Source organism: Kribbella shirazensis, assembly GCF_011761605.1.
GTDB classification, from domain to species: Bacteria; Actinomycetota; Actinomycetes; order Propionibacteriales; family Kribbellaceae; genus Kribbella; species Kribbella shirazensis.
Map to the genome: position 1 here is coordinate 462394 of NZ_JAASRO010000001.1, position 23365 is coordinate 485758.

At 70.1% G+C, this 23365-nt stretch carries 22 protein-coding genes; 11 read left to right on the forward strand and 11 right to left on the reverse strand.

The window, feature by feature from the left end; translation table 11 throughout:
• Positions 1-94 precede the first annotated feature (94 nt).
• Positions 95-772 (forward strand): winged helix-turn-helix transcriptional regulator, encoded by a 678-nt coding sequence (locus tag BJY22_RS02220; protein WP_167203507.1) that lies wholly within the window; start codon positions 95-97, stop codon positions 770-772.
• Here the strand turns inward: BJY22_RS02220 and BJY22_RS02225 are convergent.
• The 3 genes from BJY22_RS02225 to BJY22_RS02235 form a co-directional block, all read right to left on the reverse strand.
• Positions 752-1612 carry an LLM class F420-dependent oxidoreductase gene (locus BJY22_RS02225; RefSeq protein ID WP_167203508.1) on the reverse strand — a complete coding sequence of 287 codons (861 nt, stop codon included), beginning with the start codon at positions 1610-1612 and terminating at the stop codon, positions 752-754. The genes BJY22_RS02220 and BJY22_RS02225 overlap by 21 nt on opposite strands.
• On the reverse strand, positions 1609-2166 hold the full coding sequence (locus BJY22_RS02230; RefSeq protein ID WP_167203509.1) for a TetR/AcrR family transcriptional regulator: 558 nt from the start codon (positions 2164-2166) through the stop codon (positions 1609-1611). Before BJY22_RS02230 ends, BJY22_RS02225 begins: the two co-directional genes overlap by 4 nt.
• Before the next feature lie 392 nt (positions 2167-2558).
• Positions 2559-5435 (reverse strand): S8 family serine peptidase, encoded by a 2877-nt coding sequence (locus BJY22_RS02235; RefSeq protein ID WP_238350272.1) that lies wholly within the window; start codon positions 5433-5435, stop codon positions 2559-2561.
• A gap of 104 nt (positions 5436-5539) precedes the next feature.
• Here BJY22_RS02235 and BJY22_RS42815 point away from each other — a divergent pair, with 104 nt between their 5' ends.
• From BJY22_RS42815 to BJY22_RS02270, 7 genes are all read left to right on the forward strand, one after another.
• Positions 5540-8086 carry a winged helix-turn-helix domain-containing protein gene (locus tag BJY22_RS42815; protein ID WP_167203511.1) on the forward strand — a complete coding sequence of 849 codons (2547 nt, stop codon included), beginning with the start codon at positions 5540-5542 and terminating at the stop codon, positions 8084-8086.
• Positions 8087-8185: 99 nt separating this feature from the next.
• Entirely contained in the window at positions 8186-8842 is a 657-nt protein-coding gene (locus BJY22_RS02245; protein ID WP_167203512.1) for a hypothetical protein, read from the forward strand.
• Between the two features lie 58 nt (positions 8843-8900).
• The gene (locus BJY22_RS02250) at positions 8901-9095 is read left to right on the forward strand and encodes a hypothetical protein (protein WP_167203513.1); all 195 of its coding nucleotides are present in this window, start codon (positions 8901-8903) and stop codon (positions 9093-9095) included.
• A 73-nt stretch (positions 9096-9168) separates the two neighbouring features.
• Positions 9169-9822: a Pr6Pr family membrane protein gene (locus BJY22_RS02255; protein WP_202890961.1), complete on the forward strand. Its 654-nt coding sequence runs from the start codon at positions 9169-9171 to the stop codon at positions 9820-9822.
• Positions 9819-10367, forward strand: coding sequence for a GrpB family protein (locus BJY22_RS02260; protein WP_167203515.1), 549 nt, complete (start codon positions 9819-9821; stop codon positions 10365-10367). Before BJY22_RS02255 ends, BJY22_RS02260 begins: the two co-directional genes overlap by 4 nt.
• A gap of 212 nt (positions 10368-10579) precedes the next feature.
• Positions 10580-11626: a glycosyltransferase family 2 protein gene (locus BJY22_RS02265; protein WP_272954861.1), complete on the forward strand. Its 1047-nt coding sequence runs from the start codon at positions 10580-10582 to the stop codon at positions 11624-11626.
• Positions 11610-12776, forward strand: a complete 1167-nt coding sequence (locus tag BJY22_RS02270; protein ID WP_167217771.1) for a hypothetical protein — start codon at positions 11610-11612, stop codon at positions 12774-12776. The genes BJY22_RS02265 and BJY22_RS02270 overlap by 17 nt, the downstream gene beginning before the upstream one ends.
• Here BJY22_RS02270 and BJY22_RS02275 read toward each other — a convergent pair.
• On the reverse strand, positions 12747-13316 hold the full coding sequence (locus BJY22_RS02275; protein ID WP_167203517.1) for a TIGR03086 family metal-binding protein: 570 nt from the start codon (positions 13314-13316) through the stop codon (positions 12747-12749). The genes BJY22_RS02270 and BJY22_RS02275 overlap by 30 nt on opposite strands.
• 102 nt (positions 13317-13418) lie before the next feature.
• Here BJY22_RS02275 and BJY22_RS02280 point away from each other — a divergent pair, with 102 nt between their 5' ends.
• The 3 genes from BJY22_RS02280 (at position 13419) to BJY22_RS02290 (ending at position 15286) form a co-directional block, all read left to right on the forward strand.
• Positions 13419-13871, forward strand: a complete 453-nt coding sequence (locus BJY22_RS02280; RefSeq protein WP_167203518.1) for an SRPBCC family protein — start codon at positions 13419-13421, stop codon at positions 13869-13871.
• A gap of 123 nt (positions 13872-13994) precedes the next feature.
• Positions 13995-14945 (forward strand): aldo/keto reductase, encoded by a 951-nt coding sequence (locus BJY22_RS02285; protein WP_167203519.1) that lies wholly within the window; start codon positions 13995-13997, stop codon positions 14943-14945.
• Positions 14942-15286, forward strand: coding sequence for a YciI family protein (locus BJY22_RS02290; protein WP_167203520.1), 345 nt, complete (start codon positions 14942-14944; stop codon positions 15284-15286). The genes BJY22_RS02285 and BJY22_RS02290 overlap by 4 nt, the downstream gene beginning before the upstream one ends.
• Here the strand turns inward: BJY22_RS02290 and BJY22_RS02295 are convergent.
• Genes BJY22_RS02295 through BJY22_RS02325 form a run of 7 tightly spaced genes read right to left on the reverse strand, consistent with a single transcriptional unit; the run spans position 15283 to position 23176 of the window.
• On the reverse strand, positions 15283-15714 hold the full coding sequence (locus BJY22_RS02295) for a GNAT family N-acetyltransferase (RefSeq protein WP_167203521.1): 432 nt from the start codon (positions 15712-15714) through the stop codon (positions 15283-15285). The two genes, BJY22_RS02290 and BJY22_RS02295, sit on opposite strands and share 4 nt — an antisense overlap.
• A gap of 41 nt (positions 15715-15755) precedes the next feature.
• Positions 15756-16043, reverse strand: a complete 288-nt coding sequence (locus tag BJY22_RS02300) for an antibiotic biosynthesis monooxygenase (RefSeq protein ID WP_167203522.1) — start codon at positions 16041-16043, stop codon at positions 15756-15758.
• A 10-nt stretch (positions 16044-16053) separates the two neighbouring features.
• Positions 16054-17202: a VWA domain-containing protein gene (locus tag BJY22_RS02305; RefSeq protein ID WP_167203523.1), complete on the reverse strand. Its 1149-nt coding sequence runs from the start codon at positions 17200-17202 to the stop codon at positions 16054-16056.
• Complete coding sequence (locus tag BJY22_RS02310; RefSeq protein ID WP_167203524.1) at positions 17199-19376, reverse strand: DUF5682 family protein; 2178 nt, start codon at positions 19374-19376, stop codon at positions 17199-17201. Before BJY22_RS02310 ends, BJY22_RS02305 begins: the two co-directional genes overlap by 4 nt.
• Complete coding sequence (locus tag BJY22_RS02315; protein ID WP_167203525.1) at positions 19373-20455, reverse strand: ATP-binding protein; 1083 nt, start codon at positions 20453-20455, stop codon at positions 19373-19375. The genes BJY22_RS02310 and BJY22_RS02315 overlap by 4 nt, the downstream gene beginning before the upstream one ends.
• Positions 20452-21855 carry a DUF5691 domain-containing protein gene (locus BJY22_RS02320; RefSeq protein ID WP_167203526.1) on the reverse strand — a complete coding sequence of 468 codons (1404 nt, stop codon included), beginning with the start codon at positions 21853-21855 and terminating at the stop codon, positions 20452-20454. The genes BJY22_RS02315 and BJY22_RS02320 overlap by 4 nt, the downstream gene beginning before the upstream one ends.
• 22 nt (positions 21856-21877) lie before the next feature.
• Positions 21878-23176 carry an SWIM zinc finger family protein gene (locus BJY22_RS02325; RefSeq protein WP_167203527.1) on the reverse strand — a complete coding sequence of 433 codons (1299 nt, stop codon included), beginning with the start codon at positions 23174-23176 and terminating at the stop codon, positions 21878-21880.
• Positions 23177-23365 lie beyond the last annotated feature (189 nt).

The window sequence follows — 23365 nt, forward strand, 5'->3', positions numbered from 1 at the left end:
TGCTCGATTGACTCCACAGTCGCCGGGTCGGGCGCGGCAGGCAACATCAGATTCTGAAGTTGCCATTCGGCCCCGGGCGGACGACTCTGAAGACGTGCGCGGATACGGCCAGTTCTGTCCGATCGCCAGGAGCTCGGAGCTGCTGGCGGAGCGCTGGACGCCGATCATCGTGCGCAACCTGCTGAACGGCTGCAGGACGTTCAACGAGATCCGCCAAGGAGCGCCCGGAATCTCCACGGCCTTGCTCGCACAGCGGCTCGACGTTCTCGAGCGGCACGGCGTACTCCGCCGTACCGTCGAAGGCCGTGCGGTCACGTACAGGCTGACCGAGATGGGGCAGGCGCTGCGGCCGGTGCTGGATGCGATGGGGCAATGGGGTGCGCGGTGGCTCGAGATCGAGCCGGGTCACCTGGAGCCGGCGTACGTGCTCTGGGCAACGATGAAGCTCGTGGACCTCGACAAGATCCCCGACGGGACGACAGTTGTCAGGTTCGAGCTACGCGACCGTCCGGCGGAGGAGCACTGGATGCTGCTCCGGCGACCGCGGCCCGAGTTGTGCACCAGGTCGAGTGGGTACGTCGAGGATCTGGTCTGCCGGACCGACTCGGTGACGCTCGTCGACCTGCACCTCAAGCAACTGGCGTACCCGCGTGCGATCCGGACCGGGCGCGTCGAGCTGATCGGGCTGCCGCGGTTGTGCAAGGAGTTCCCGAACTGGTTCCGGAGCAGCCCGTTCGCCGCCTTCGTACCGTCAGTCGCGAAGGCGCGGTAAGACGTCGCGCAGTACCGCGGCGTGGTCCTCCGGGCTGGTCAGGCCGCTGTTCATCGTGTTCACGCACAGGTGGGTCGCGCCGAGTTCGCGCCAGCCGTCGGCGAACGCGCGCCAGTCCTGTTCGGGAACGGCGCCGAGGGTGAGACGCGCTTCGATGCCGATGGTGTTCGGGTCCCGGCCGGCGTCCTCCGCGGCCTGCCGGATCGTCGCGACCTGCTGACGGGCCTTCTCGTCGGGCGCCGACTGCGGCATCCACCCGTCACCGATCCGGCCGGTGCGTCGCAGTACGGCGTCCGCGCCGCCTCCGAACCAGATCGGGATCTGCCTGCCGGGCAACGGGTTCAGCCCGGTCTCCTCGATGTCGTGGTACGTACCGTCGTACGAGATGACCGGGTCGGCCCAGAGCTTGCGCAGTACGTCGACCTGCTCCTCGAGGAGCGCGCCGCGCTGCTTGAACGGGACGCCGAGCGCCTGGTACTCGACATGGTTCCAGCCGATGCCGACACCGAGCCGGAGGCGGCCACTGCTGAGTACGTCGACCTCTGCGGCCTGCTTCGCGACCAGCGCGGTCTGGCGCTGCGGGAGGACGAGTACGCCGGTGACCAGCTCGAGCTCGGACGTGATCGCCGCCATGTAGCCGAACAGGACGAAAACCTCGTGGAACAAGGACTTGTCGGTGTACCCGGTCCAGCCGGGACGGTTCGCCGGGTCCGCGCCGAGGACGTGGTCGTACGCGAGCACGTGGTTGTAGCCGGCGTCCTCGACCGTGGTCGTCCAGTCGCGCACGACCTTCGGGTCCGCGCCGATCTCGAGCTGCGGGAACACCGCCCCGATCTTCATTTCGCTCCCATCAGGTCGACCAGGCCCTGCACAGCGAGCTCGAACGGTTCGGTCGAGCCGGCCGCGCGGGCCAGTACGTATCCACCTTGCACCACCGCGGCGACGGTCGCCGCCGTCCGCTCCGGATCGAGGGAGTCCGGGTACTCGCCCGCCCGCTTGCCCTCAGCAACCACCTCCGCGAGCCGTCCGCGCAGCCACTCGAACGTCTCCGCGACCGGTGCCCGGAGGTCCGGATCCGCAATCACCTCCGGATCCGCGGCGAGCCGCCCGACCTGGCAGCCCTTCAGCACGTCCCGTTCCCGCCCGAGGTAGGCGCTGATCCGCGCACTCGCCGTACCGGCCCCACCGAGCTGCTCCTCGGCCGCGGCCCGTAACTCGGCCCCCGACCGCTCGATCGCCGCCTTCGCGAGCTCTGCCTTCCCGGTGAAGTGGTGATACATACTGCCCTGCCCGGCATCCGCCGCACGCTGGATCGCCTTGGGCGAGGTCCCGACGTACCCCCGCTCCCACAACAACTCCTGCGTACTACGAATCAACCGCTCCACCGTCTCCATACAGCCACTGTACCCAGAGGTACAGCACCTGCGCCGGAGCATTCGCATACTCAGTGCGGTCAGGTCTACTCGCCGTTGAGCCGCCTCCGCGCAACGAGGGCCATGACGAGCCCGATCGGGCCTAGTACGAAGTACTGAGGATGGTAGATGCCTTTCCTGCGCGCCACTCGCTCACCCAAGCGAGAGGAGCGCAGGAGTAAGGCGATCAGCAGGAGCCCTGCCACCGCTCGGAGGACGGAGCTGGGCGCGCCGTGCACGGTGCCCGCCAGCAGGCGGGCACCGAACATTGCGCCGACCGTGAGCCCGAACTCAAGCCAGATCGCCCCGGACGACGGCGAGGCAGAACTATCCGTTGCGGCCATTCGGTGCGCCCCGTCCTCCCAGTGGAGTTGTCAGCTGATGGTGAGGATCTTGTTCACCGTGTACGCCGGCGCGTGGTCCGCGTCACCGGGGAAGAAGACCCGGTAGGCGATCTGACCGCGCACGGCCGGCCGGATCCCGAACGCGTACTTGCCCGACGTACTGAGCTTCACCGACGCAATCGACCGCCACACCTTGTTGCCGTACTGCTGCAGGTAGACCGGATGCCCGTAGTGCGCCGGCGCCACGTACCCGCTGAACGCGGTCGTCCCACCGAGCCGGATGGACGACGGCGACAGCGTCGCGGAAATCGTCGGCCGGACCTGCACGGTGACATCCGCGGTTCGCGTCCCCATCAGGTCAGCGTTGCCCGGGAACGTCAGCATGTACACCGACGACACCAACGGCTTGTGCGTCACCGACAACGTTCCGGTCGACGACGTCTTCAACGCCGCCAGCAACGTGAACTTCGACGACGTCTTCGGCCGCACGTACACGTTCACCGGCAACCCGGCGTACGCCACATTGTCGATCCGCAACGTGCTGCCCTTGATCGTGATCGCCGCGCCGTAGTTGACCAGCGTCGACGTCACACTGATCCCCGACTTCATCCCCAGCAACCGCTTGACCGCGATCGGGCTGTAGTGCCCGGTCCGGTCCTTCACCCAGGCGCCGTACGTGTACGTCGTACCTTGCGCAAGCCCGGTGTTCTTCACCGCAGTACCGGTGCCCGCATACACGAGCGTCCCGGTCGTCGGCGTCGGCGCCGTACTCCCGGCGTTCCTCCGCACGATCACCTGGTCGAAGTCGTTGGTCGACGGGATCGTCCAGGCCAGGTTCGCAGCCAGGTACGCACCACTACCGGTGAACGTGGTCAGCGCCTTCGGCGCCAGGTCGGCCGTGCTGAAGACCGTCCTGAACCAGGGCAGCGGTGTACCGTCCGCCTCGTACAGGTACGACGAGCCCTCGATCTTGTACGGCCGGTTGTCGAGGAGCGGCTGCTGCGGCGTGATGGTTGCCGTCCGCGTCGCGGGGTCGTAGGTGGTGATCGCGTTGACCTGCATATCGGTCTTCCCGTCACGCAGAAGGACCGTGCCGGTAGTCACCGAGGCCGGGTCCATGTCCCGCGCGAACGTCACCTTCGGCGCCACCGCGGCCGGCACACCGGACGCGAGGTTGGCCGGGTACACATCCCGCAGCTGGTACGCCGGGCCCGTCGGACCAGGAGCATTGCCCGAGCTCACGAGCTCCAGCTTGTACGGACGGCTGTTCCGGGAACCGTTGGAGTTCCGTACGGCGATGTACACGGTGCCGGCGGGCAGCGACACATCTCGCTCGGCCAGCAGCTCCATCGGAATCTCGTACCCGTGGGAGTCGACAGGTGGCGCGGGACGCTCGGCGTGGCCGAGCGGCCTCAGGTTGCTGTCATAGACCGTGAACACCGGGCCGACGTTCTGTGCATACAGGCTGGAGTCGTACATCGGGCCTTGGAGATAAACCCGGACGAGCTGTGGAGTCGACTGGAACGAGTACCAGTCGACGTCGCCCTCGCTGCCGATGGTTGACGTCACCGGCGCCTCCAGTGCCTGCACCGGTGTAGCGCGGCTGGGCTGATCGTTGCCATCCGCGACCGCCGTCGGGAAGTCCGGGGCGAAGCGGCCGCCGAGGGCGGCGTACGCGTCCAGGATGCCGTGGCCGTAGTACGGGTCGGTGCCCCGCGGACCTGCGTCCCGGGCCAGTCCTTCGAGGCGCTGTGCGACCTGATCCGGGGTGAGCGTCGGCCACTTGTTCTTCACCAGCGCCGCGACGCCGGCGACGATCGGCGCCGAGCAGGAGGTGCCGGTGCAGTACCAGTACGGCAGATAGTCCGGGTCGGTCAACGCCCGCGAACCGGTGGTCAGGATGTCCCAGCCCGGCGCCGCGATGTCGACCCAGTCGCCGAACGAACTGAAGCTCGTCAGGCTGCCGCTCGCGTCTGTCGCCGCGACGGCGATCGCCTCCGGGTAGGACGCCGGGTACTGGAGGTCGGCGCTGCCGTCGTTACCCGCAGCGGCCACGACGGTGACGCTTTCGGCGACCGCATAGGCGACTGCCTCGTGCAGGATCGGGTTGTCGCCGGGGCCGCCGAGCGACATGTTGATGACCTTGGCGCCGTGGTCGACGGCCCAGTAGATGCCCTCCGCGACGTCCGCGTCGTACCCCTCGCCGTTCGCGTCCAGGACCTTGACCGGCATCGCCTTCACATTCCAGCCGACACCCGCGACGCCTTCGACGTTGTTGGCGCCGGCCGCGATGATGCCCAGTGTCATGGTGCCGTGGCCGTTGTCGTCGACCGGGTTCGGGCGGGTGCTGGACACCGCGTTGTACCCCGGCACCAGGTGGCCGACGAGATCCGGGTGACCGGCGTCGACGCCGGTGTCGAGGACGGCGACGATCTGGCTGCCGGTCGATTTCGACAGGTCCCAGGCCTGCGGCATCCGCACCGTGTTCAGGTACGCCGCCTGGTCGGTGCCGTAGTACTCGTCGTTCGGTACGGCGGTGGCGCGACGCTTGTAGTTCAGCGAGGCGAGCTCGACGCTCGGGTCGGCCTTCAGCTTCTTCAGCAGGTCGGGCGCCGAGGCGTCACCCTTGACCTTCACGACGTTCGAGGACACCTGGTCCGCCGCCGTCGCACCGGCCCGGGACACCGCGGCCCGCCGCGCCGAGGAGGTTGCCTTCGACTTGAACTTCACCAGCACGGCGTTCGGCTCGAACTCGGCCTTGGCGGCGCCATGCTGCGCGGCGAACGGCGGACGGTACGGACGACGCGGCTCGGCAGCGGAACCGGACGAACCGGTGACGGTGACCAGACCTGCGGCGATCACGGCCGCGGGCACGGCCAGGCGCAGGAATCGGGTGGGACGGGACAACGGGGACCCCCAGGAGGCTGACGGGACCGAGCACATTCGGTCCTGGACGTAAATCGTTGGAGCGACCGTCGGCGTTACAACGTCCCGGCATCTATGATCCGAAGGTGTCGACCACGGTGCTCGCCACGAAACTGTTCGCGCCGGCTCGGCGGTCCGGGCTAGTGGCGCGGCCGTGGCTGGTGGAGCGCCTGGACGGTGGTTTGGAGCCCGGTCGGCGGCTCACGCTCGTGTCCGCGCCGGCTGGGTTCGGCAAGACGACGCTCGTCGGTGACTGGGCGGCGCGCCACGAGCACGTGGGGTGGCTGTCGCTGGACGACGGCGACAACGCGCTGCCGCGGTTTCTGGCGCATCTCTGGGCGGCGCTGCCAGGTATCCGGCTCGCGCCACCGGCATCCGACGTATCGACGACGGCCGCGTTGACCGCAGTCGTCAACGACTACGCCGGGCGGGCTGAGAGCCGCTCGGTGCTCGTATTGGACGACTACCACGTCATCGACGCGCTCGAGGTGCATGAGGCCGTGGCGTTCCTGCTCGACAACCTGCCGGATCAACTCCGCCTGGTGGTGTCGACCCGTGCGGATCCGCCATTACCGCTGGCTCGGCTCCGTAGCCGTGGGCAACTGACGGAGGTCCGGGTCGATGATCTGCGGTTCGGGGCGGCTGAGGCCGCATCGTTCCTGCACGACGTCATGGGGCTGCGGCTCGCGGAGGACGAGGTGCGTGCCCTGGAGGGCCGGACCGAGGGATGGGTCGCCGGGCTCCAACTGGCCGCGTTGTCGCTGCGTGGCGTGGCAGATGTTGGTGGGTTCATCGACGCGTTCACCGGCAGCCATCGGTTCGTCATCGACTATCTGGCCGACGAGGTGCTCGCGCGGCAACCGGCGGAGACGCGGGACTTCTTGTTCCGTACGGCGATTCTCGATCGGCTCACCGGATCTCTGTGCGACGCCGTGACCGGGAGGCAGGACGGCGGGCATGTCCTGGAGGTGCTCGATCGCGAAAACGTGTTCCTGGTCGCGCTGGACGCCGACCGGAACTGGTACCGGTACCACCACCTGTTCCGCGACGTGCTGCGTGCACGGCTACTCGCCGAGCACCCGGAGGAGCTGCCCCAACTGCATCGGGCGGCGAGCGACTGGTACGCCGGGCAGCACCTGATCGCCGACGCGGTAAGGCATGCGTTGGCGGCCGGCGACTCCGAGCGGGCGGCACTGCTGATCGAGGCGGCGTTGCCCGAGGTACGTCGTACCCGCCAGGACGCCCTGTTGCTCGAGTGGATCCGGTCGTTGCCGGAGGTCGTCGTACGGCGGAATCCGGTGCTGTGCATCGTTTCCGCGTGGTCGTCGATGCTGGCAGGCGATCTGGACGGGATGGCTCGCCGGCTCGACGAGGCGGAGGCGGCGCTGGCCGCAGGCGCTCGCGATCCGGCGCTGGCCGGGACGTGGGCGGACACCGAGGACCTTCGGACGGCACCGGCGATGCTCTGGGGCTATCGGGCGGCGCTGGCGCAGGCCCGTGGTGAGGTGGCGACCACTGTGCTGCACGCGCGACGGGCGCTGGAGCTGGCGGGAGCCGACGACCACTTCGTCCGTGGGGCCGCGGGCGGATTCCTTGCGCTGGCCGCCTGGGCGGCGGGCGAGGTGGAGGAGGCCCTGTCGACGTACTCGACCGCGGTTCGCGAGCTGCACGCGGCGGGCAACCTGGTCGACGCCCAGGACAGCGCTGTGGTGCTGGGCGATCTGTGGATGGCTGCGGGTCGGCCGTCCCGGGCAAGGAAAACGTTTGAGGAAACCCTCGCGGCGGCAACCCGCAACGGCGAGCCGTACCCGCGTGTGACGGCCGACCTGCACGTCGGGCTGGCCGAGCTGGACCGTGAGCTGGACGATCTCGCGAGCGCCGAGGCGCATCTCGACCTCGCGCGGGTCCTGGGTGAGCACGGGTCGATCACCGAGAACAGGCATCGCTGGTACGTCGCGATGGCACAGGTTCGCGCCGCGCGTGGAGACTTCGCCGACGCCGAACGGCTGCTCGACGAAGCTGAGGGGCTGTACCGGCGCGGGTCGTATCCCGAACTACGGCCGATCGCGGCGCTGCGGGCCCGGATCCAGATCGCGGCCGGCGACCTGCTGGCGGCCGAGGCCTGGTCCCGGGACATCCCGGACGAGGTGGCGTACCTGCACGAGTACGAGCACCTGACGCTGGCGCGGCTCATGATCCGCCGCGGGGACGACGTACAGGAGCTGCTCGATCGGTTGCAGCTGGACGCCGAGGGACGGCGGGCGGGCAGTCTGCTCGAGATCGGCGTACTGCGGGCGCTCGCCCATCACGTCCGCGGCGACCGGGCGGAAACTCTTTCCGGGTTGCGGAAAACGTTGGCCGCAGCGCCGGAACCGGAGCACTACAGGCGTTTGCTTCTTGACGAAGGGCTCCCCCTGGTGCCGGACGGGCCGACTCTGACCGATCCGCTGACGGAGCGGGAGCTCGACGTACTGCGACTCCTCGACACAGAGCTCACCGGCCCGGAAATCGCGCGCCGGCTGTACCTCTCGCTCAACACCGTGCGGACACACACGAAGCGCATCTTCACCAAGCTCGGCGCGACCACCCGTTCCGGTGCCGTACGCCGCGCGCGCGAACGCGGCTTGTTGTAGTCACATCGCAAGTCACCAGATGTGGTGACGCCGGCTCACCATCTCGCAATCTACGTTCCGAACATCCCGCAGAAACCGCGCTAGCACAGGGAGTTCGGAATGACCATCACGACCACCACACTGACCCGGGCCGCCGCTGGCGCCGCAGTCGCGGCCGGACTGATCTTCGTCGGCGTCCAAGTCGGGCACCCGCACCTCGACGTCGACTCGATCGGCACGACCGAGCTCGTCGTACGGAACAGCCTGAAACTGCTCATGGCGACGCTGGCGCTGGCCGGGCTCGCCGGCTTGTACCTGAGCCAGCTCCGCAAGAACGGTCTCCTCGGGCTGATCGGGTACGTGATCCTCAGCCTGAGCTACCTGTCGATCGTCGGCACGGAGATCCTCGCGGCCTATGTGCTGCCGACGCTGACAGCAACGAACCCGGGGTACGTACGGGACTTCATCGCGGCCTCCACCGGCGGCCAGGTGGTCGGTGACATCGGGCTGCTGCAGACGGTGCTGCAATTCCAGGGATTCGCGTATCTGGCCGGCGGGTTACTGCTCGGCATCGCGCTGTTCCGCGCCCGGGTGCTGGCCCGGTGGGCGACCGTGCTGCTGGCTGTGGGTGGGCTCGTGTCGGCCGCGCTGTCCTTCACGCCCGACGCCATCTACCGCCTGCTGGCGTACCCGAACGGCATCGCCATGATCGGCCTCGGCTACTCGCTCTGGCGCACAACGTCGTCGCTACGCCAGCCGGTCCCGGTGACGGCGTGAGCGCTGGCTGGGTGGTCAACGCCGTCGTCGCCGAGTTCGTCGACCGGCGGCGCTGACCATGTACGAGCTGAGGGTCGCGGGGCGGCTCGACCCGCGGTGGTCGAGCTGGTTCGCCGACTTCACTCTTGTCCCCGACCCCGACGGGACCACCGTCCTCCGCGGGGCGATCACCGACCAGTCGGAGCTCCACGGCGTACTGGCCCGAATCCGCGACCTCGGCCTCACCCTCATCTCCGTCGAACGTGTCGACTAGCAGCCTCTGCGGTTCCGCCTGAGTACGGCGCGCCTGATCGGCGCAGGGAGCGTCGTTTCGCAGAATGACGTGGGTGGCGAAGGTCTCGCGGTGGTGGCATGCGGCGATCGCGGCGGTGATCGTGGTGTCGCTGGCGATTCAGTTGGTGCTGATCTTCACGGGCGGTGCGGACGCCAACTCCGGCGAGAGCGGGACGGCGGTCGGGCTCGGGACGCGGTTGTGGCGGCTGTTCAGCTTCTTCACGATCCAGAGCAACCTGATCGTGCTCGCTGTGGCTGTCGGTCTGGTACTACGGCCCGCGCGGGACGGCGCGTTCTGGCGGGTCGTACGGCTCGACTCGCTGCTCGGGATCGTCATCACCGGCCTGGTCTTCGCGATCGTCCTCGCGCCGCAGGTCGACCTGACCGGCGCGGCCCTGGCGGCCACGATCGGCTTCCACTACATCTCCCCGTGGACCACCCTCGCCGCGTGGCTGCTGCTCGGCCCACGCCCGCGCATCACCTGGTGGACCGTCGGCTACGCGTTCGTCTGGCCGGTCGCCTGGCTGGTCTACATCTTCACCCAGGGCGCCTTCACCGACTGGTACCCATACCCCTTCCTCGACGCCACCGCCCTGGGCCACCCCACCGCCCTCCGCAACGCCACCTTCGTCCTCATCCTCGGCCTCCTGCTGGCCACCCTCCTCAAAACCCTCGACACCAAACTCCCACCCCGCGCCCAGCCGTGACCCACCGAACGATCCACATCGAGCCGTACGATCCGGCCTGGGTCGAACGTTTCACCCACCTCGGCCGGGACCTCCGCGCCACCTTGGCCGATGTCGCGCTCCGGATCGACCACATCGGCTCCACCGCCGTACCCGGCCTCGCCGCCAAGCCGGTCATCGACATCCAGATCTCGGTCGCCGCGCTGGAGCCCGTCGACCCGTTCCGCGTTCCGTTGGAGGAGCTGGGGTACGTCTACCGCGCGGACAACCCCGAACACACGAAGCGCTACTTCCGTGAACCACCAGGCGCCCCGCGGACTCACATCCACATCCGCAAGCTCGGCAGCTTCTCCCAGCAGTTCCCGCTGCTGCTCCGGGACTACCTGCGCGTGCATCCCGCCGAGCTCCCGCCGTACGAGGACCTGAAGCGGCGGCTCGCCGCTGAGCATCCCCACGACGGTGCCGCGTACACCGAGGCCAAGCTGCCCTGGTTCTGGCAGACCATCCGCCGGGCCGACGCCTGGGCCCAAGCCACCGGCTGGGAGCCCGGACCCTCCGACGTCTGACAAGACGGGCAGTGTCTGCGACACCCGGCGGTGTCTGAAGACAGGCCGTTACGTGTTCCCGGACACCGGGACTTGTCGCGGATAGCCGGACTTGTCCCGGACGGCCGGACTGGTCCCGGATGTTGGCTGCTTCGGGCGGTGGGGTGTGGGGATTTCGGCTGTGGTGCGTGGGCGGTTGTTGGTGGGGACCGATAGTCTCGGGCGCCATGAGCATGAGTGTCGCCATCGCGGTGATTACCTTCAGGCGACCTGCTCTGTTACGGGGGCTGTTGACGAGTTTGCAGGCGCAGGAGCTGCCCGCGGACGGGGAGTACGCGGTCCGGATCGTCGTGGTGGACAACGACGCGGAGGGGTCGGCGGCGCGGGTGCTGGAGGAGTTCGGGGACGGTACGCCGTACCCGATCGAGTCGGTCGTGGAACCGGAGCCGGGGATCCCCTTCGCCCGGGAGCGGTCCGTCGAGCTGTGCTGGAACGACGACGCCCTGATCTTCGTGGACGACGACGAGGTCGCCCCGCCCGGCTGGCTGAAGACGCTGCTCAAGGCGTGGGAGACCACCGGCGCCGACGTCGTCACCGGCCCGGTCAAGGGTCATCTCCCGCCCGGCGCCCCGCCATGGAACCACTACAGCGACGTCCACGACTCCACCGGCCGGCACACCACCGGCGAGGAGCTCCGTAAGGCGTACACGAACAACACCCTGGTCAGCCGGCGTGTCTACCACGCGGTCACGCCCGGCTTCCACCCCGCGTTCCGGTACACCGGCTCCAGCGACCTGCACTTCTTCCTCCGGGTCCACCGCGCCGGGTTCCGGATCGTCTGGTGCGAGGAGGCGTGCATCGCCGAGGAGGTCCCGGTCGGCCGGACCACGCTGCGCTGGCTGGTCCGGCGGGCGTTCCGTTCCGGCAGCGGGGACACGATCAGCCGCCTGCTGATCCGGCCGGGCGCGGTCAGCTACGTCCTGGTGCTGGCCTATGCTTCGGCCCGGGTGATCTCGGCGATCGGGTTCGCCCTCGCCGGGCTGCTGCTCGGCCGGAAGACGCACCTGCTGAAGGCAGTCCGCCGGTTCTTCTCGGGCGTCGGTAGTCTCGCCGGGATAGTTGGGATCAACCATGACGAGTACCGGGAACGGCACGGTTCGGCCGACGGTGGCGGAGCTGTGCCGGGCGATCTGGCAGGTGGAACGGGACCTGGAGCTGCTGACGTGGCAGACCAAGGGCGCGCACCCCTGGCCGATCATCCGGATGCGCGTCTTCCATGAGCTGACCCGCCGCAGCGGCATCCACGGCGCGCCCCATCCGGTACGTCGTACGCCGTACGACAAGGCCGCCCTGGTCGCGCGCCATGTCACCGGGATCGTCACACGCAGCCCGTTCCCCGGCCGGTACGACGCCCTCGTCGTACCGCACCCGCGGAAACCGAACGGTGTCGAGATCTACACCGACGAGCTCCGCGCCCTGCTCGGCGACCGCGCCCTGATCCTCGACTCCGGGATCAACGGCAGCCCGCTCCCGGGTAGCACGAACCTGGACTTCTTCACGTCCGCCGCCGGCGCGGTGCACCGCCGGACCGCCGACGACCGCGGCATCGCGACCGCGCTCGAGGAACTCACCGGGATTCGCGTCCCGGTCGGCGCGCTGCTCGCCCGCGAAGTACCCAAGCACCTACGGCTGCGCGCCCTCTACCGCATGCTGCTCAAGAAGCACAAGATCAGGACGGTGTACCTGGTCGTCGCGTACTTCCACCAGCACATCGTTGGCGCCGCCCGCGATCTCGGGATCCGGGTGGTCGAGCTGCAGCACGGCGCGATCAGCCCGTTCCACCTCGGCTACAGCTACCCCGACCGTCCGGAGGTCGCCGACCAGCCGGACGAGCTGTGGTGCTTCGGCTCGTACTGGACCGACGTCGCGGACCTTCCCGCCGGGATGCGGACCGAGGTGATGGGCGCACCGTTCCTGCCCACGGCCGGCCCGAAGGACCCGCGCCGCGTCCTGTTCCTGTCGCAGGGGACGATCGGGGCCGAGCTCCTCCAGGTCGCGGACGCCGTCGCGAAGCAGCACCCGGAGCTGGAGGTCCTCTACCGCCTGCATCCGAGCGAGCGCCCCGCGGATTACACGATCCCGGCGGGCGTACAGCTGTCGACCGGCGGCAGCACGCTCGATCTGCTCGCCACCGCGACGTACCAGGTCGGCGTCTCGACCACGGCGCTCTTCGAGGGGATGGCGCTCGGCTGCCGTACGGCGGTCGCGAACCTGCCCGGCCACGAGTACCTCGATCGGGCGATCACCCGGGGCCACGCGCTGCTGATGCGGGACCCTGCTCAGCTCATCGACGCGCCACTCTGCGACGACCCGACCAGCTACTACGCACCGAGCGACCTCTCACGGCTCACGGCCGAGCAACCCGAGTAGACGGTCCTGCAGCGGCGCCTCCGCCGGCACCGGTACTTCGGCGCCGTACACCTCGATGCCCTCGCCGAACGCGCCTGGCGTCCGGTACTTCGTCATCAGCTCGGGCGGGATCGCCGCCGCCTTCGCCCAGAGGCTGTCGATGTCGACCGGCTCCATCGTCTCGTCCTGTCCGGTGGCCCGGGCCAGGTCCCAGCCGTGCACGACGAGATCGTCGGACACCACCTCGTCGATGTGCCGCTCGGTCGTCATCGGACCGGTCGGGGTGTCCACCTCGGTCAACGCGGCGATCGGGTCGTCGAGAACGTCCTCGACCGCGGCCCGCGCCTCCTGGAACGCGGTCAGCGGGTCGTCCGCGGGTTCCAGCGTCCGCGCGACCGGCGTGAGCATCACGGCGTGCATGGTCACGACGTGCTCGACCACGTCCCGCGCGGTCCACTTCGCGCACGGCGACTGGTTCTCCCACTGGTCGGCGGGCACCGCCGCGACCTTCCGCTCGAACGCATCGGCCCGCCGTCGGTACCGCTCCGCGATCTCGCCCATCTCCGCATACTGCCGCCTGACCGACCGCCGGGGAAGACCGGGCATACGACAGTGCCCTCCGGGTACCGGAAAGCCCGTCACGACGCACGAGGAGGAACGCAGATGAGCGGCATCACCCAGTCCGTCGACGTCGAGGTCCCGGTGACGACGGCGTACAACCAGTGGACGCAGTTCGAGTCGTTCCCGCTGTTCATGGAGGGCGTCGAGGAGATCCGTCAGCTCGACGACACGCACCTGCACTGGGTGACGAAGGTCGGCGGCGCGCGGCGGGAGTTCGACGCGACGATCACCGAGCAGCATCCGGACGAGCGGGTCGCGTGGCGGTCGGATTCTGGTCCGCAGCACGCCGGCGTGATCACGTTCCACGAGTTGGCGCCGCAGCGCACCCGGGTCACGGCGCAGATGGAGATCGACCCGGAGGGGTTCATCGAGAAGGTCGGGGACAAGTTCGGCGTGGTCGAGGGACGCGTCAAGGGCGATCTGGAGCGCTTCAAGCACTTCATCGAGGAGCGCCCGGGCGAGACCGGCGCCTGGCGCGGCGACGTCCCGCGCTGAGCTGCGGATCTGCAGGCCATCACAATCGGCTGCCGGCGTCGGCCCCAGGCGGCCGCCCGTTCGACGGTGCGGATTGTGATGGCCTGGACGTCGTTGTCGGTGGCGTCTCCTACCGTGTGGTCCATGCGGACGGTGGAGCTCGGGCGGACGGGGATGCGGGTCAGTGAGCTGGGGCTGGGGCTCGCCTCGATCGGCGGCATGTTCGCCGCGGTGCGGCAGCAGCAGGCCGTGGCGACGATCGACCGGGCCTGGGAGCTGGGCGTACGGCTGTTCGACACCGCGCCGGTGTACGGGTACGGGCTGTCCGAGCAGCGCGCCGGGCTGGCGTTGCGCGGGCGGCCGCGGGACGAGTTCGTGCTGTGCAGCAAGGTGGGGCGGCTGATCGAGCCGGGCGGTCCGGATCTGCAACCGATCTGGGCGGAGCCTCCGGCCGGGGTGGGACCGCGGCTGGACTACTCGTACGCCGCCACGATCCGCTCGTTCGAGGCCAGTCTGGAGCGGATGGGGATCGACCGCATCGACGTCCTGCACATCCACGACCCGGAGCTGGACTTCCCGACCGCGTCGACCGAGGCCTTCCGGGCGCTGCGCGAGCTGCGCGGCCGCGGCACGATCCGGGCGATCTCGCTCGGCGTCAACCACGCGGACGTCGCCGCCCGGTTCCTCCGCGAGACCGACGGCGGACCCGACCTGGTGCTGCTCGCCGGGCGGTACACGCTGCTCGACCAGTCCGGCGCCGACGAGCTGCTCCCGCTCTGCGAGAAGCTCGGTGTCGCGGTGCTCGCCGCCGGGGTCTTCCAGGGCGGTGTCCTCGCCGACACGGCCGACGGCGCGCCCCACGGGTACGCACGCGTCCCGCGGGACGTGCTGCGACGTATCGACGTACTGCGGGAGCTCTGCCGCGCGTACGACGTACCGCTGCTGGCCGCCGCGGTGCAGTTCCCGCTGACGCATCCCGCCGTACCGGCCGTGGTCGTCGGCGCGCGCAGCCCGCGGGAGATCACCGAGGTCGCGGCGTGGCACGACCAGGAGATCCCGGAAGCGTTCTGGTCGGCACTAAGGTCGGCGCTATGAGGTACATGCTGCTGCACAAGACCAACGACAGCCTCGAGGCCGGCAATCCGCCGGACCCGGAGATCCTCGAGCGCGCGGACGCGGTCCTCGAGGAGATGCGTCAGGCCGGGGTGCTGGTGCTCGGCGAGGGGCTGATGCCGAGTTCCCGTGGCGCGCGCGTCACGTTCCCGGCGCCGGGGCAGCCGCGGGTCATCGACGGACCGTTCGCGGAGACCAAGGAGCTCGTGGCGGGCGTATCGATCATCCGCGTCGACTCGAAGGAGGAGGCCGTCCGCTGGGCTCTCCGCTTCGCCGAGGCCGACCCGTACACCCCGATCGACATCCTGGAGATCGCTGACTAACGCTGCATATGCAGGATCGGGTATGGCTTCCCCGTCGAGTCGTGGGTACTGCGTGACACGACGCGGAACCCGTGGTGCTCGTAGAACCCCACCGCCTGCGGATTCTGCTCGTTGACGTCGACGGACGTAGCGCCGAAGTGCGCGAACGCGTGCTTCAGCAGCAGGCTGCCGCCTCCGCGCCCGCGGTACGCCGGGTCGAGGAACAGCATCTCGACGTGCCCGTTCTCGACGCCGACGAACCCGATCAGCAGCCCGTCGTCGGCCCGGAGCCCGGAGAGCTGCGCGATCTCCCCGAAGGACGCCCGGACCAACGGCCGGAAGACGTCCAGGTCCGCCTCGGTGACGAAGTCGTGCGTCGCCCGGACGGACGCCTCCCACAACTCCGCCGCCCGGTCGTACTCGTCGGGGCGGATGTCGCTGATCTCCATGCCGCCCACGGTCGCACCGCGTCCGGCGGCTGTCAGGCGAATTACGCCTCGCTGACGCCCTCCTCGGCGATCACCAGTGCGTCGATCGCGGCGAAGAAGCGGGCGATGCCGGGAAGGTTCGCGCCCTTCTCACGTGAGGCGGCGAAGTTCTCCGGGGTCGCCCAGTCGACGATGTCCAGCCACTCGTTGTCCGGGAGCCGCACCAGGCGAGCACCGAGGAACCCGGCGCGATCCGCCTCGAAGTCCTTCACCATGTCCGCGCGGGCGGCGAGCAGCTCCTCCGTCTTCTCCGGCAGCACGCGGAATCGGGTCAGTTCGACGGTCGTCATCGAGGTCCTCTCAGGTGATGTTGGTGGCAGCCCAGCCGCCGATGTCCTCGTGGCGGATGGCGGCGGCCATCAGGTCGGGAAACAGGTCCGGTGTGCAGGCGAACGCGGGCACGCCGAGCTCCGCCAGCGCAGCCGCGTTCTCGGCGTCGTACGACGGCGTACCGGAGTCGGCCAGCGCGAGCAGGGCGATCACCTGTACGCCGGACTCCACCAAGGAACGCGCCCGGCGCAGCATCTCTTCCCGGACACCGCCCTCGTAGAGATCCGAGATCAGCACGAGCACCGTCTCGGCCGGCTTCGTCACGAGCTCCTCGCAGTACGCGAGCGCGCGGTTGATGTCGGTCCCGCCGCCCAATTGCGTCCCGAACAGGACGTCGACCGGGTCCTCCAGCTGGTCGGTCAGATCGACGACGGACGTGTCGAAGACGACCAGCGAGGTCCGCAGCGTCCTGATCGACCCGAGCACCGCGCCGAACAGCGAGGCGTACACCACCGATTCCGCCATCGACCCCGACTGGTCGATCGCCAGCACGATGTCGCGCTGCACGCTGTGGTTGCGGCGCGCGTACCCGACCAGCCGGTCCGGCACGATCGTCCCGAGCGCCGGCGAGAAGTGCTTGAGGTTCGCCCGGATCGTCCGGTCCCAGTCGATGTCCGCATGCCGCGGCCGCGCCGTCCGCCCGGCACGATCGAGCGCACCGGTCACCGCGGCTCGCGTCCGCTCCGCCAACCGTGCCTCGAGCTCGGCGACGACCCGCCCGACGACCTCACGCGCGGTCTGCTTGGTCTCCTCGGGCATCACCTCGTTGAGCGCGAGCAACGTGGACACCAGGTGGACGTCGGGCTCGACCGCACCGAGCAACTCCGGCTCCATCAGCATCCGCGTGATCCCGAGCCGTTCCACCGCGTCCCGCTGCATGACCTGGACGACCGTGCTCGGGAAGTACTGCCGGATGTCACCCAGCCAGCGCGCAACCCGCGGCGCCGACGACCCCAACCCGGCCGAGCGTTGCGTCCCGGACTCACCCTCTGCGGCGTCGTACAACGCGGCCAGCGCCGCGTCGACGGAGCGGTCCGCACCGGACAACGTCGTACCGGTCTCGTCCTCGGCCTCACCACCCAGCACAAGCCGCCAGCGACGAAGCCGCTCCTCACTCATGAGACCCCCAGGAGTCGTGCGACCACAGGCAACGCGGTCGCTGCCAGCTCGGCGTCGAGGTCGTTGTCGTCAGCAACCACCAGCGAGGCGGGATCGGCCAGTACCCGGGCGCGTGCCCCGATCGACCGGCGTTCCGGTGCGGCGAAGGTGCCGAAGGTACGTCGCAGCAGCGGCAGCACCTCCACGAACGCATCGTCCGGAATCCCCCCGAGCCACGCGTCCACCAACGCGAGCAGCCGCTCGTCGTGCACCAGCAGCAGGCCGCCACCGGCCAGGAACCCTTCGACGTACCCGGCCGCATCCGCCGTCGGCGTACCGGGAGACAGCGAACGCCCGAGCCGCAGCTCCACCTCGTGATCCGGCAGCCGCGACGTGTCCAGCATCAACCGCGTCAACCGCCCGCGGATCAACGGCGGCACCGAGGCCCGATCGCTCAACCCCTGCAACGTGTTCAGCCACTCCGCCCGCACATCCTCGGCCAATAGCACCGTCGCGTCCTGGACCCCGTCGATCAGTTCCTGGACGGCGGACGCGGCATCCGGATCCAGCCCGTGAACGGTCCGCGCGAGCCCCGCGCACACCCGCGCCACCATCCGCCCGGCGACGGCGGCGAGCCCGGCGGTGTCGGTCCCGCGAACGTCGCCGTACCGCGAGGCTCGCGCCAGCGCAGGCAGCGCGGCCATCAGATGCCCGACGTCGGCGTCGGCCGCGGCACGGGTGTCGATGCCCTGCAGCAGAGGCGGCAGTGCTTCCGCGAGGTCGGCGAGCAGCGACTTCTCCAGCGCGGCCGTGACGTCCGCCAGCGTCGTCGAGTCGGCGGCCTTCAGCATCACGGTCGTCGCGGCGCCGAGCACCGTCGTACCGTGCGCGCCGGCGGCGACCAACTCGACCTCCAGGCCGGGATCCCAGGCGAGGCGCCACATCTCCCGGAACGTGCCCTGCGCCCGCCGCTCGTCCGCGGCCGGGACGCCCCAGTGCACCCCGAGAATCCGCAACCTGTGCAGGAGCCTGGACTTCTCCAGGTCGTTCGCCTTCCGCAGGTCGAGCTCGATCACCCGCTCGGCCGCGTCCCGCCTCATCCGCAGCCGCCGCGCGTGCGCCGCCAGATCCGCCGCGACCGGCGCCTGCGGCGTCTCGCCGGGCACCGACCCGAGCAGCTCACCGACGACAGCCTCCCGCGTCACGAGATCCAGCAGTACGTCGTTCCCGCCGCAGAGGACTGCCCGCGTCGCCTCGGTGACTTCGCTCAACCCGGCGAGCGGACGTTCACGCATCGCCGCCAACGTGTCGGCGAGCCGGACCGCCTCGATCACGTGTGCGCTCGACACAGGAAGGTCCTCGTCGCGCAGTACCTGGGCCACCTTGGACAGCCACCGCGTGGTGATCTGGTCGGGCGCGGTGAACAGGTGGTGGTACCAGCCGGGTGACGTGATGCCGGCGCCGTACCCGCTCGCCGCCGCCAGCCGGCCGTGCGTCCACGGCACCCACGTGCAGGCGACCTTCCGCTTCGGCAGCCCTTTCAGGATCCGCTGGTCATGCGTTGCCGGAGGCAACGGTAGCTCGAGGGCGGGGACGTGCCAGGCGCCGCAGATCACCGCGATCCGTTCGAACCCTTCCCGCTGAGCCTTCCGCAGCACGGTCCGCATGTACGCCTCGCGCTGCGCCTCCCGCCCGGTGGCGTCCTCGCCGTGCCGCAACTCGCGCATCGCGTCCGCGATCACCGTGAACGGCTCGGCGCCGCCCCGCCGCGACTCGATCACGTCGTCCCACCAGCGCTCCGGATCGTCGTACCCACCCGCCTCGGCCAGCGTCGCCAGCGGATCGATCGACAGGGACCGCCGCCCGCCGCCGCCCGACGAGGCGAACTGCTGCGCGGCCGGCAGATCGCAGAACCGCACCGGAACCCCGGCCGCCAGCCCGTACCGGATCGCCTGCCACTCCGGGCTGAACACCGCGAACGGCCAGAACGCCGCCCGCGTCGAATCGTCGACGGCGTAGGCGAGCAGAGCGACCGGGGGCTCCATCTCCTCCGAACCGGCCAGCTCGACGATCTTGTCGGCCTCCGGCGGACCTTCGATCAGGACGATGTCCGGCTCGAGCCCGGCCAGTGCCGACGCCACCGCACGCGCCGACCCCGGCCCGTGGTGGCGGATCCCGAGCAGGTGAACGGTCATCCCGAGATCTCTCGGCAGGCCCGGTAGAACGGCGCCCAGTCGTCGCGCTCGCGGACGACGGTCTCCAGGTACTCCGACCAGACCACGCGGTCCGCGGACGGGTCCTTGACCACCGCGCCGAGGATGCCGCCGGCCACGTCCGTCGGACGCAGTACGCCGTCGCCGAAGTGGGCCGCGAGGGCGATACCGCCGGTGACGACGCTGATGGCCTCCGCGGTGGAGAGCGTGCCGGACGGCGACTTGACCGCGGTCCGGCCGTCTTCGGTGCGACCGGAGCGCAGCTCGCGGAAGATCGTCACGACCCGGCGGATCTCGTCGAGGGCGTCGTCGGGCTGCGGGAGCTCCAGCGCCGACCCGAGCTGCGCGACGCGGCGGGACACGATCTCCACCTCGTTCTCGGCGGAGTCCGGCAGCGGGAGTACGACGGTGTTGAACCGGCGGCGCAGTGCGCTGGAGAGCTCGTTGACGCCCTTGTCGCGATCGTTGGCGGTGGCGATGACATTGAAGCCCTTGCGGGCCTGGATCTCCGTGGCCAACTCGGCGACCGGCAGGGTCTTCTCGGACAGGATCGTGATCAGCGCGTCCTGGACGTCGGACGGCATCCGGGTCAGCTCCTCGATCCGCGCGATCTTCGCCTCGGTCATCGCCCGCTGCACCGGGCTCGGCACGAGTGCCGCCTCACTGGGGCCCTGGGCAATCAACTGGGCGTAGTTCCAGCCGTAGCGGATCGCTTCCTCCGCGGTGCCCGCGGTGCCCTGCACGAGCAGCGTCGAGTCGCCGCTGATCGCCGCCGCCAGGTGCTCGCTGACCCACGTCTTCGCCGTGCCCGGTACGCCGAGCAGCAGCAGCGCGCGATCCGTCGCGAGGGTGGCGACCGCGACCTCGATCAGCCGGCGCGGGCCGACGTACTTGGGTGAGATCTCGGTGTCGCCTGCCTTCCCGCCGAGCAGATAGGTGACGACGCCCGCCGGTGACAGTTGCCAGGCCGGCGGCCGCGGCTTGTCGTCGGCGGCCCGGAGCGCTTCCAGCTCGGCGGCGTACTCCTCTTCCGCGTGCGGCCGAAGTACTTGGGTTGTCATGTGAGCTCCTGGTACATCTCGCTGCGGAAGGTGAGGGTCTCGACGAGGCGGCGACGCCAGGTGTCTTCCTCGCCGGTGGATTCGCGGGTGATCGGATGGTCGAGGACATCGGGTGGTACGGCGCGAGCGGCGATGCTGGCGAGCCGGGCCCACGCGCGGTTCGTGCCGACCTTGGCGAGCTGGTCGAGGATCATCGTCGCGAGCTGCGGCGGCCACGGCACCGGCAGGCCGCCGACCAGCTCGGCGACATCGACGGTCCTGCGCAGTACGTCGACCGCTCCGGCCCACTCGTCGGGCGGCAGCAACCGCAGCAACTCCGCCGGGCTCCGGCTCCCGGTCGAGGCTTCGGCCTCCAGCAACCCGCGGGCCCACTCCACGGAGGCCTCGCGGATGGCGCCTTCGGTCCATGCGGACTGCAGAACTTCCTGCGCGCATCCTTCGACCGGCGTGCCGATCCAGCTGAGGTCCATCGCGTCCAGCGGTGTGCTGGCAACGATCTGGTGGAACCACCAGGCGCGTTTGCCGAGACCTTCCGGGTTCTGCGAGTCGAGGCCGTCGCGTTCCATCGACTGCGTGAGACTACGCGGCAGGTCGACCGCGAGGACACCCTGCGCCGGGGTCAGGTGTGAGTGCAGGCGCTCCGTCATGCGTACGCCGTACTGCGCTCCGGGCAGGCGGGCGAGCAGACGGGCGGCAACCCGGCGTACCTCGCGGGAACGGTCGTCGAGGGCGGTCTCGAGGAACTGTTCGTCCCGGAGCGTGAGGTTGTCCGTGAACAGTCCGAGGAAGTCGGCCCGGGTAGCGGCGGACTCGGCCGGCCAGACCTCGGTGAGGGCTTCGAGGGCCGCTGCCGGATCCTGTTGACGGAGGGTGCGGAGCCAGGTCCGGCGCTGGATCGCGTTGCCATGCGTCCACAGCTCCGGATCGTTGCTCTCCGCAACCGCTGCGTGCAGGAATCGCCACTCGGGGTTGAGGTCCGCGAGCCACCGCGCCCGGCGGCCGGCCGCGGCGATGACGAGCGGCCGGTACTCGGCGCGATGACGCGCGTAGTCGGCCAGCGCCGGGAGCTGCTCCGGTGGCACGCCCCAGCCGTTGGCGTCGGCGGCCCGCAACCATTCGCCGAGCGCGGACGTCTGGAATCCGCCGAGCATCGCGGCCAGCCGCCGTACCGCGGCCGGTCGTGGCAACGGCCGGTCCTCACCCGGCGCGGCGGGAAGCGGCTCGAGGTCGCGCAACGGTCTGCGGCCGGCACGCTTGTACACGGTGGCCAGTGCAGCAGCATCGAGTAGACCGCCGTCACCGAGCCGCTCCTGGATGTGCTCGGGGAGCTCGTCGAAGTGCGGTGGCCGCCGTTCCGTACCGAGCAACGCCGAGCTCACGAGGCCGTCCCAGCCCTTCACCGCGTCACCTCCCAGCCGCTGCTCACAGCATCACCGGCCGATCGTCGCGCCAGCATGTCATCGGACGGAGGCCGGCCCGGTTCCACTCGCCGGCGACCGTGATCGGGTCGCCCGCCGACACGGCGAGCAGCTTCACCGCATCCCAGCCCGGGAGGAGCTCCAGTCCGTCCCCGGCCTCGTCCACCAACGCCCAGCCGTCGCCGTGGCGGGCGGGTCGGACGTCGCGCAGTACCAACGGCCAGCGCTCGTTCCACGGGTCGGCGGCGAGGGATTCGACGTACGACGCCAACGCCTGCTGCACCGTGAGACCGGCGGGGCGCGGCGCGGGCAGGCGCGGGGCGGTCTGCGTGAGGAGCGCCCGCATCGGGAGGGCACCGGGATAGAACGAGAGCGCGCCCGGGACGTACTCGCCGGGACGGGCCGGTAGCGGATCCAGCGGACGCCCGGCGGCCGCGAACGTGAGGATCAGGCCGAGCCGCCCGGTGGTTGCCCCGCGCAACCACACGCGGCGGACCGTGAGACGGTCGTCCGGCTCCACCACCCGCCCGAGCATCAGCCAGTCGTCCTCGACCTTCTCGCCGTCCGCGAGCACGCGCGCGGTTTCGGTCGACCAGCCGATCCGGGTCTGCACGGTGTCCGCGAGCGACGGCGGGAGGTCCGCGAGGCGAGCGTGGGCCGACACGATCAGGTGGACGAGCGAGAGTTCTTCGAGCAGTTCGCCCGGCCAGTCGTGTCCGCGCCCGACGACACCCGCCGCCCTCCGGAGCGCCCCCGCAACACCCGGTGCCTGTGCGTCGACCATCCGCGCGGCCAGCCGGCTCAGCTCGCCGTACGCACGCTGGTCGAACGCCCCGAGCCCCTGCCGGACCTGGTCGTCCAGCCAGCCGGCCAACTCCGCGAGCCCGGCCGACACCCGATCCGCCCGCCGCGCGGCCCGCTCCTGCGCCGCGACCGGGTCCGCCACCTCGCCCGGTTTCCGCTCGGGCCGCTCGGCACGCTCGGCCCGCTGGTCGAGCCAGGTCTTGGCCCAGTCGGGCTCGTCCGCCGGCGCGACCTCGCCCTGGGCCCACAGCAACATCAGGCCGAGCACGTGCTTGCACGGGAACTTCCGCGACGGACAGGAGCACTTGTACGCCGGTCCGCTCAGCTCCACCGTTGTCTGGTACGGCTGCTTCCCGCTCCCCTGGCACAGCCCCCAGATCGCACGGTCCGAGGCGCCGGTCCCGCTCCACTTGGCAGCACGCGCCAGTCCCTGGCCGGCCTTCGCGGACGCAGGATCAGGCGCCAGCCCCACCACCTGCTCCACGTCCCACAACGCCACACCACTCCCTCACGCACGCCGTACCCCGAAGCATGCCACCCGCCCCCGACACGCCCACCCCACGGCTCGGCGGCCGGGCGTGGCCGGGCCGGCGGGGGTTGCCCACTCAGGTGGAGGGTTGCCTGTTGGAATTCTGAGGGGGCAACCCTCCATCGTGAGGGGCAACCCCCTCGAACCCTTGCGGCTGGT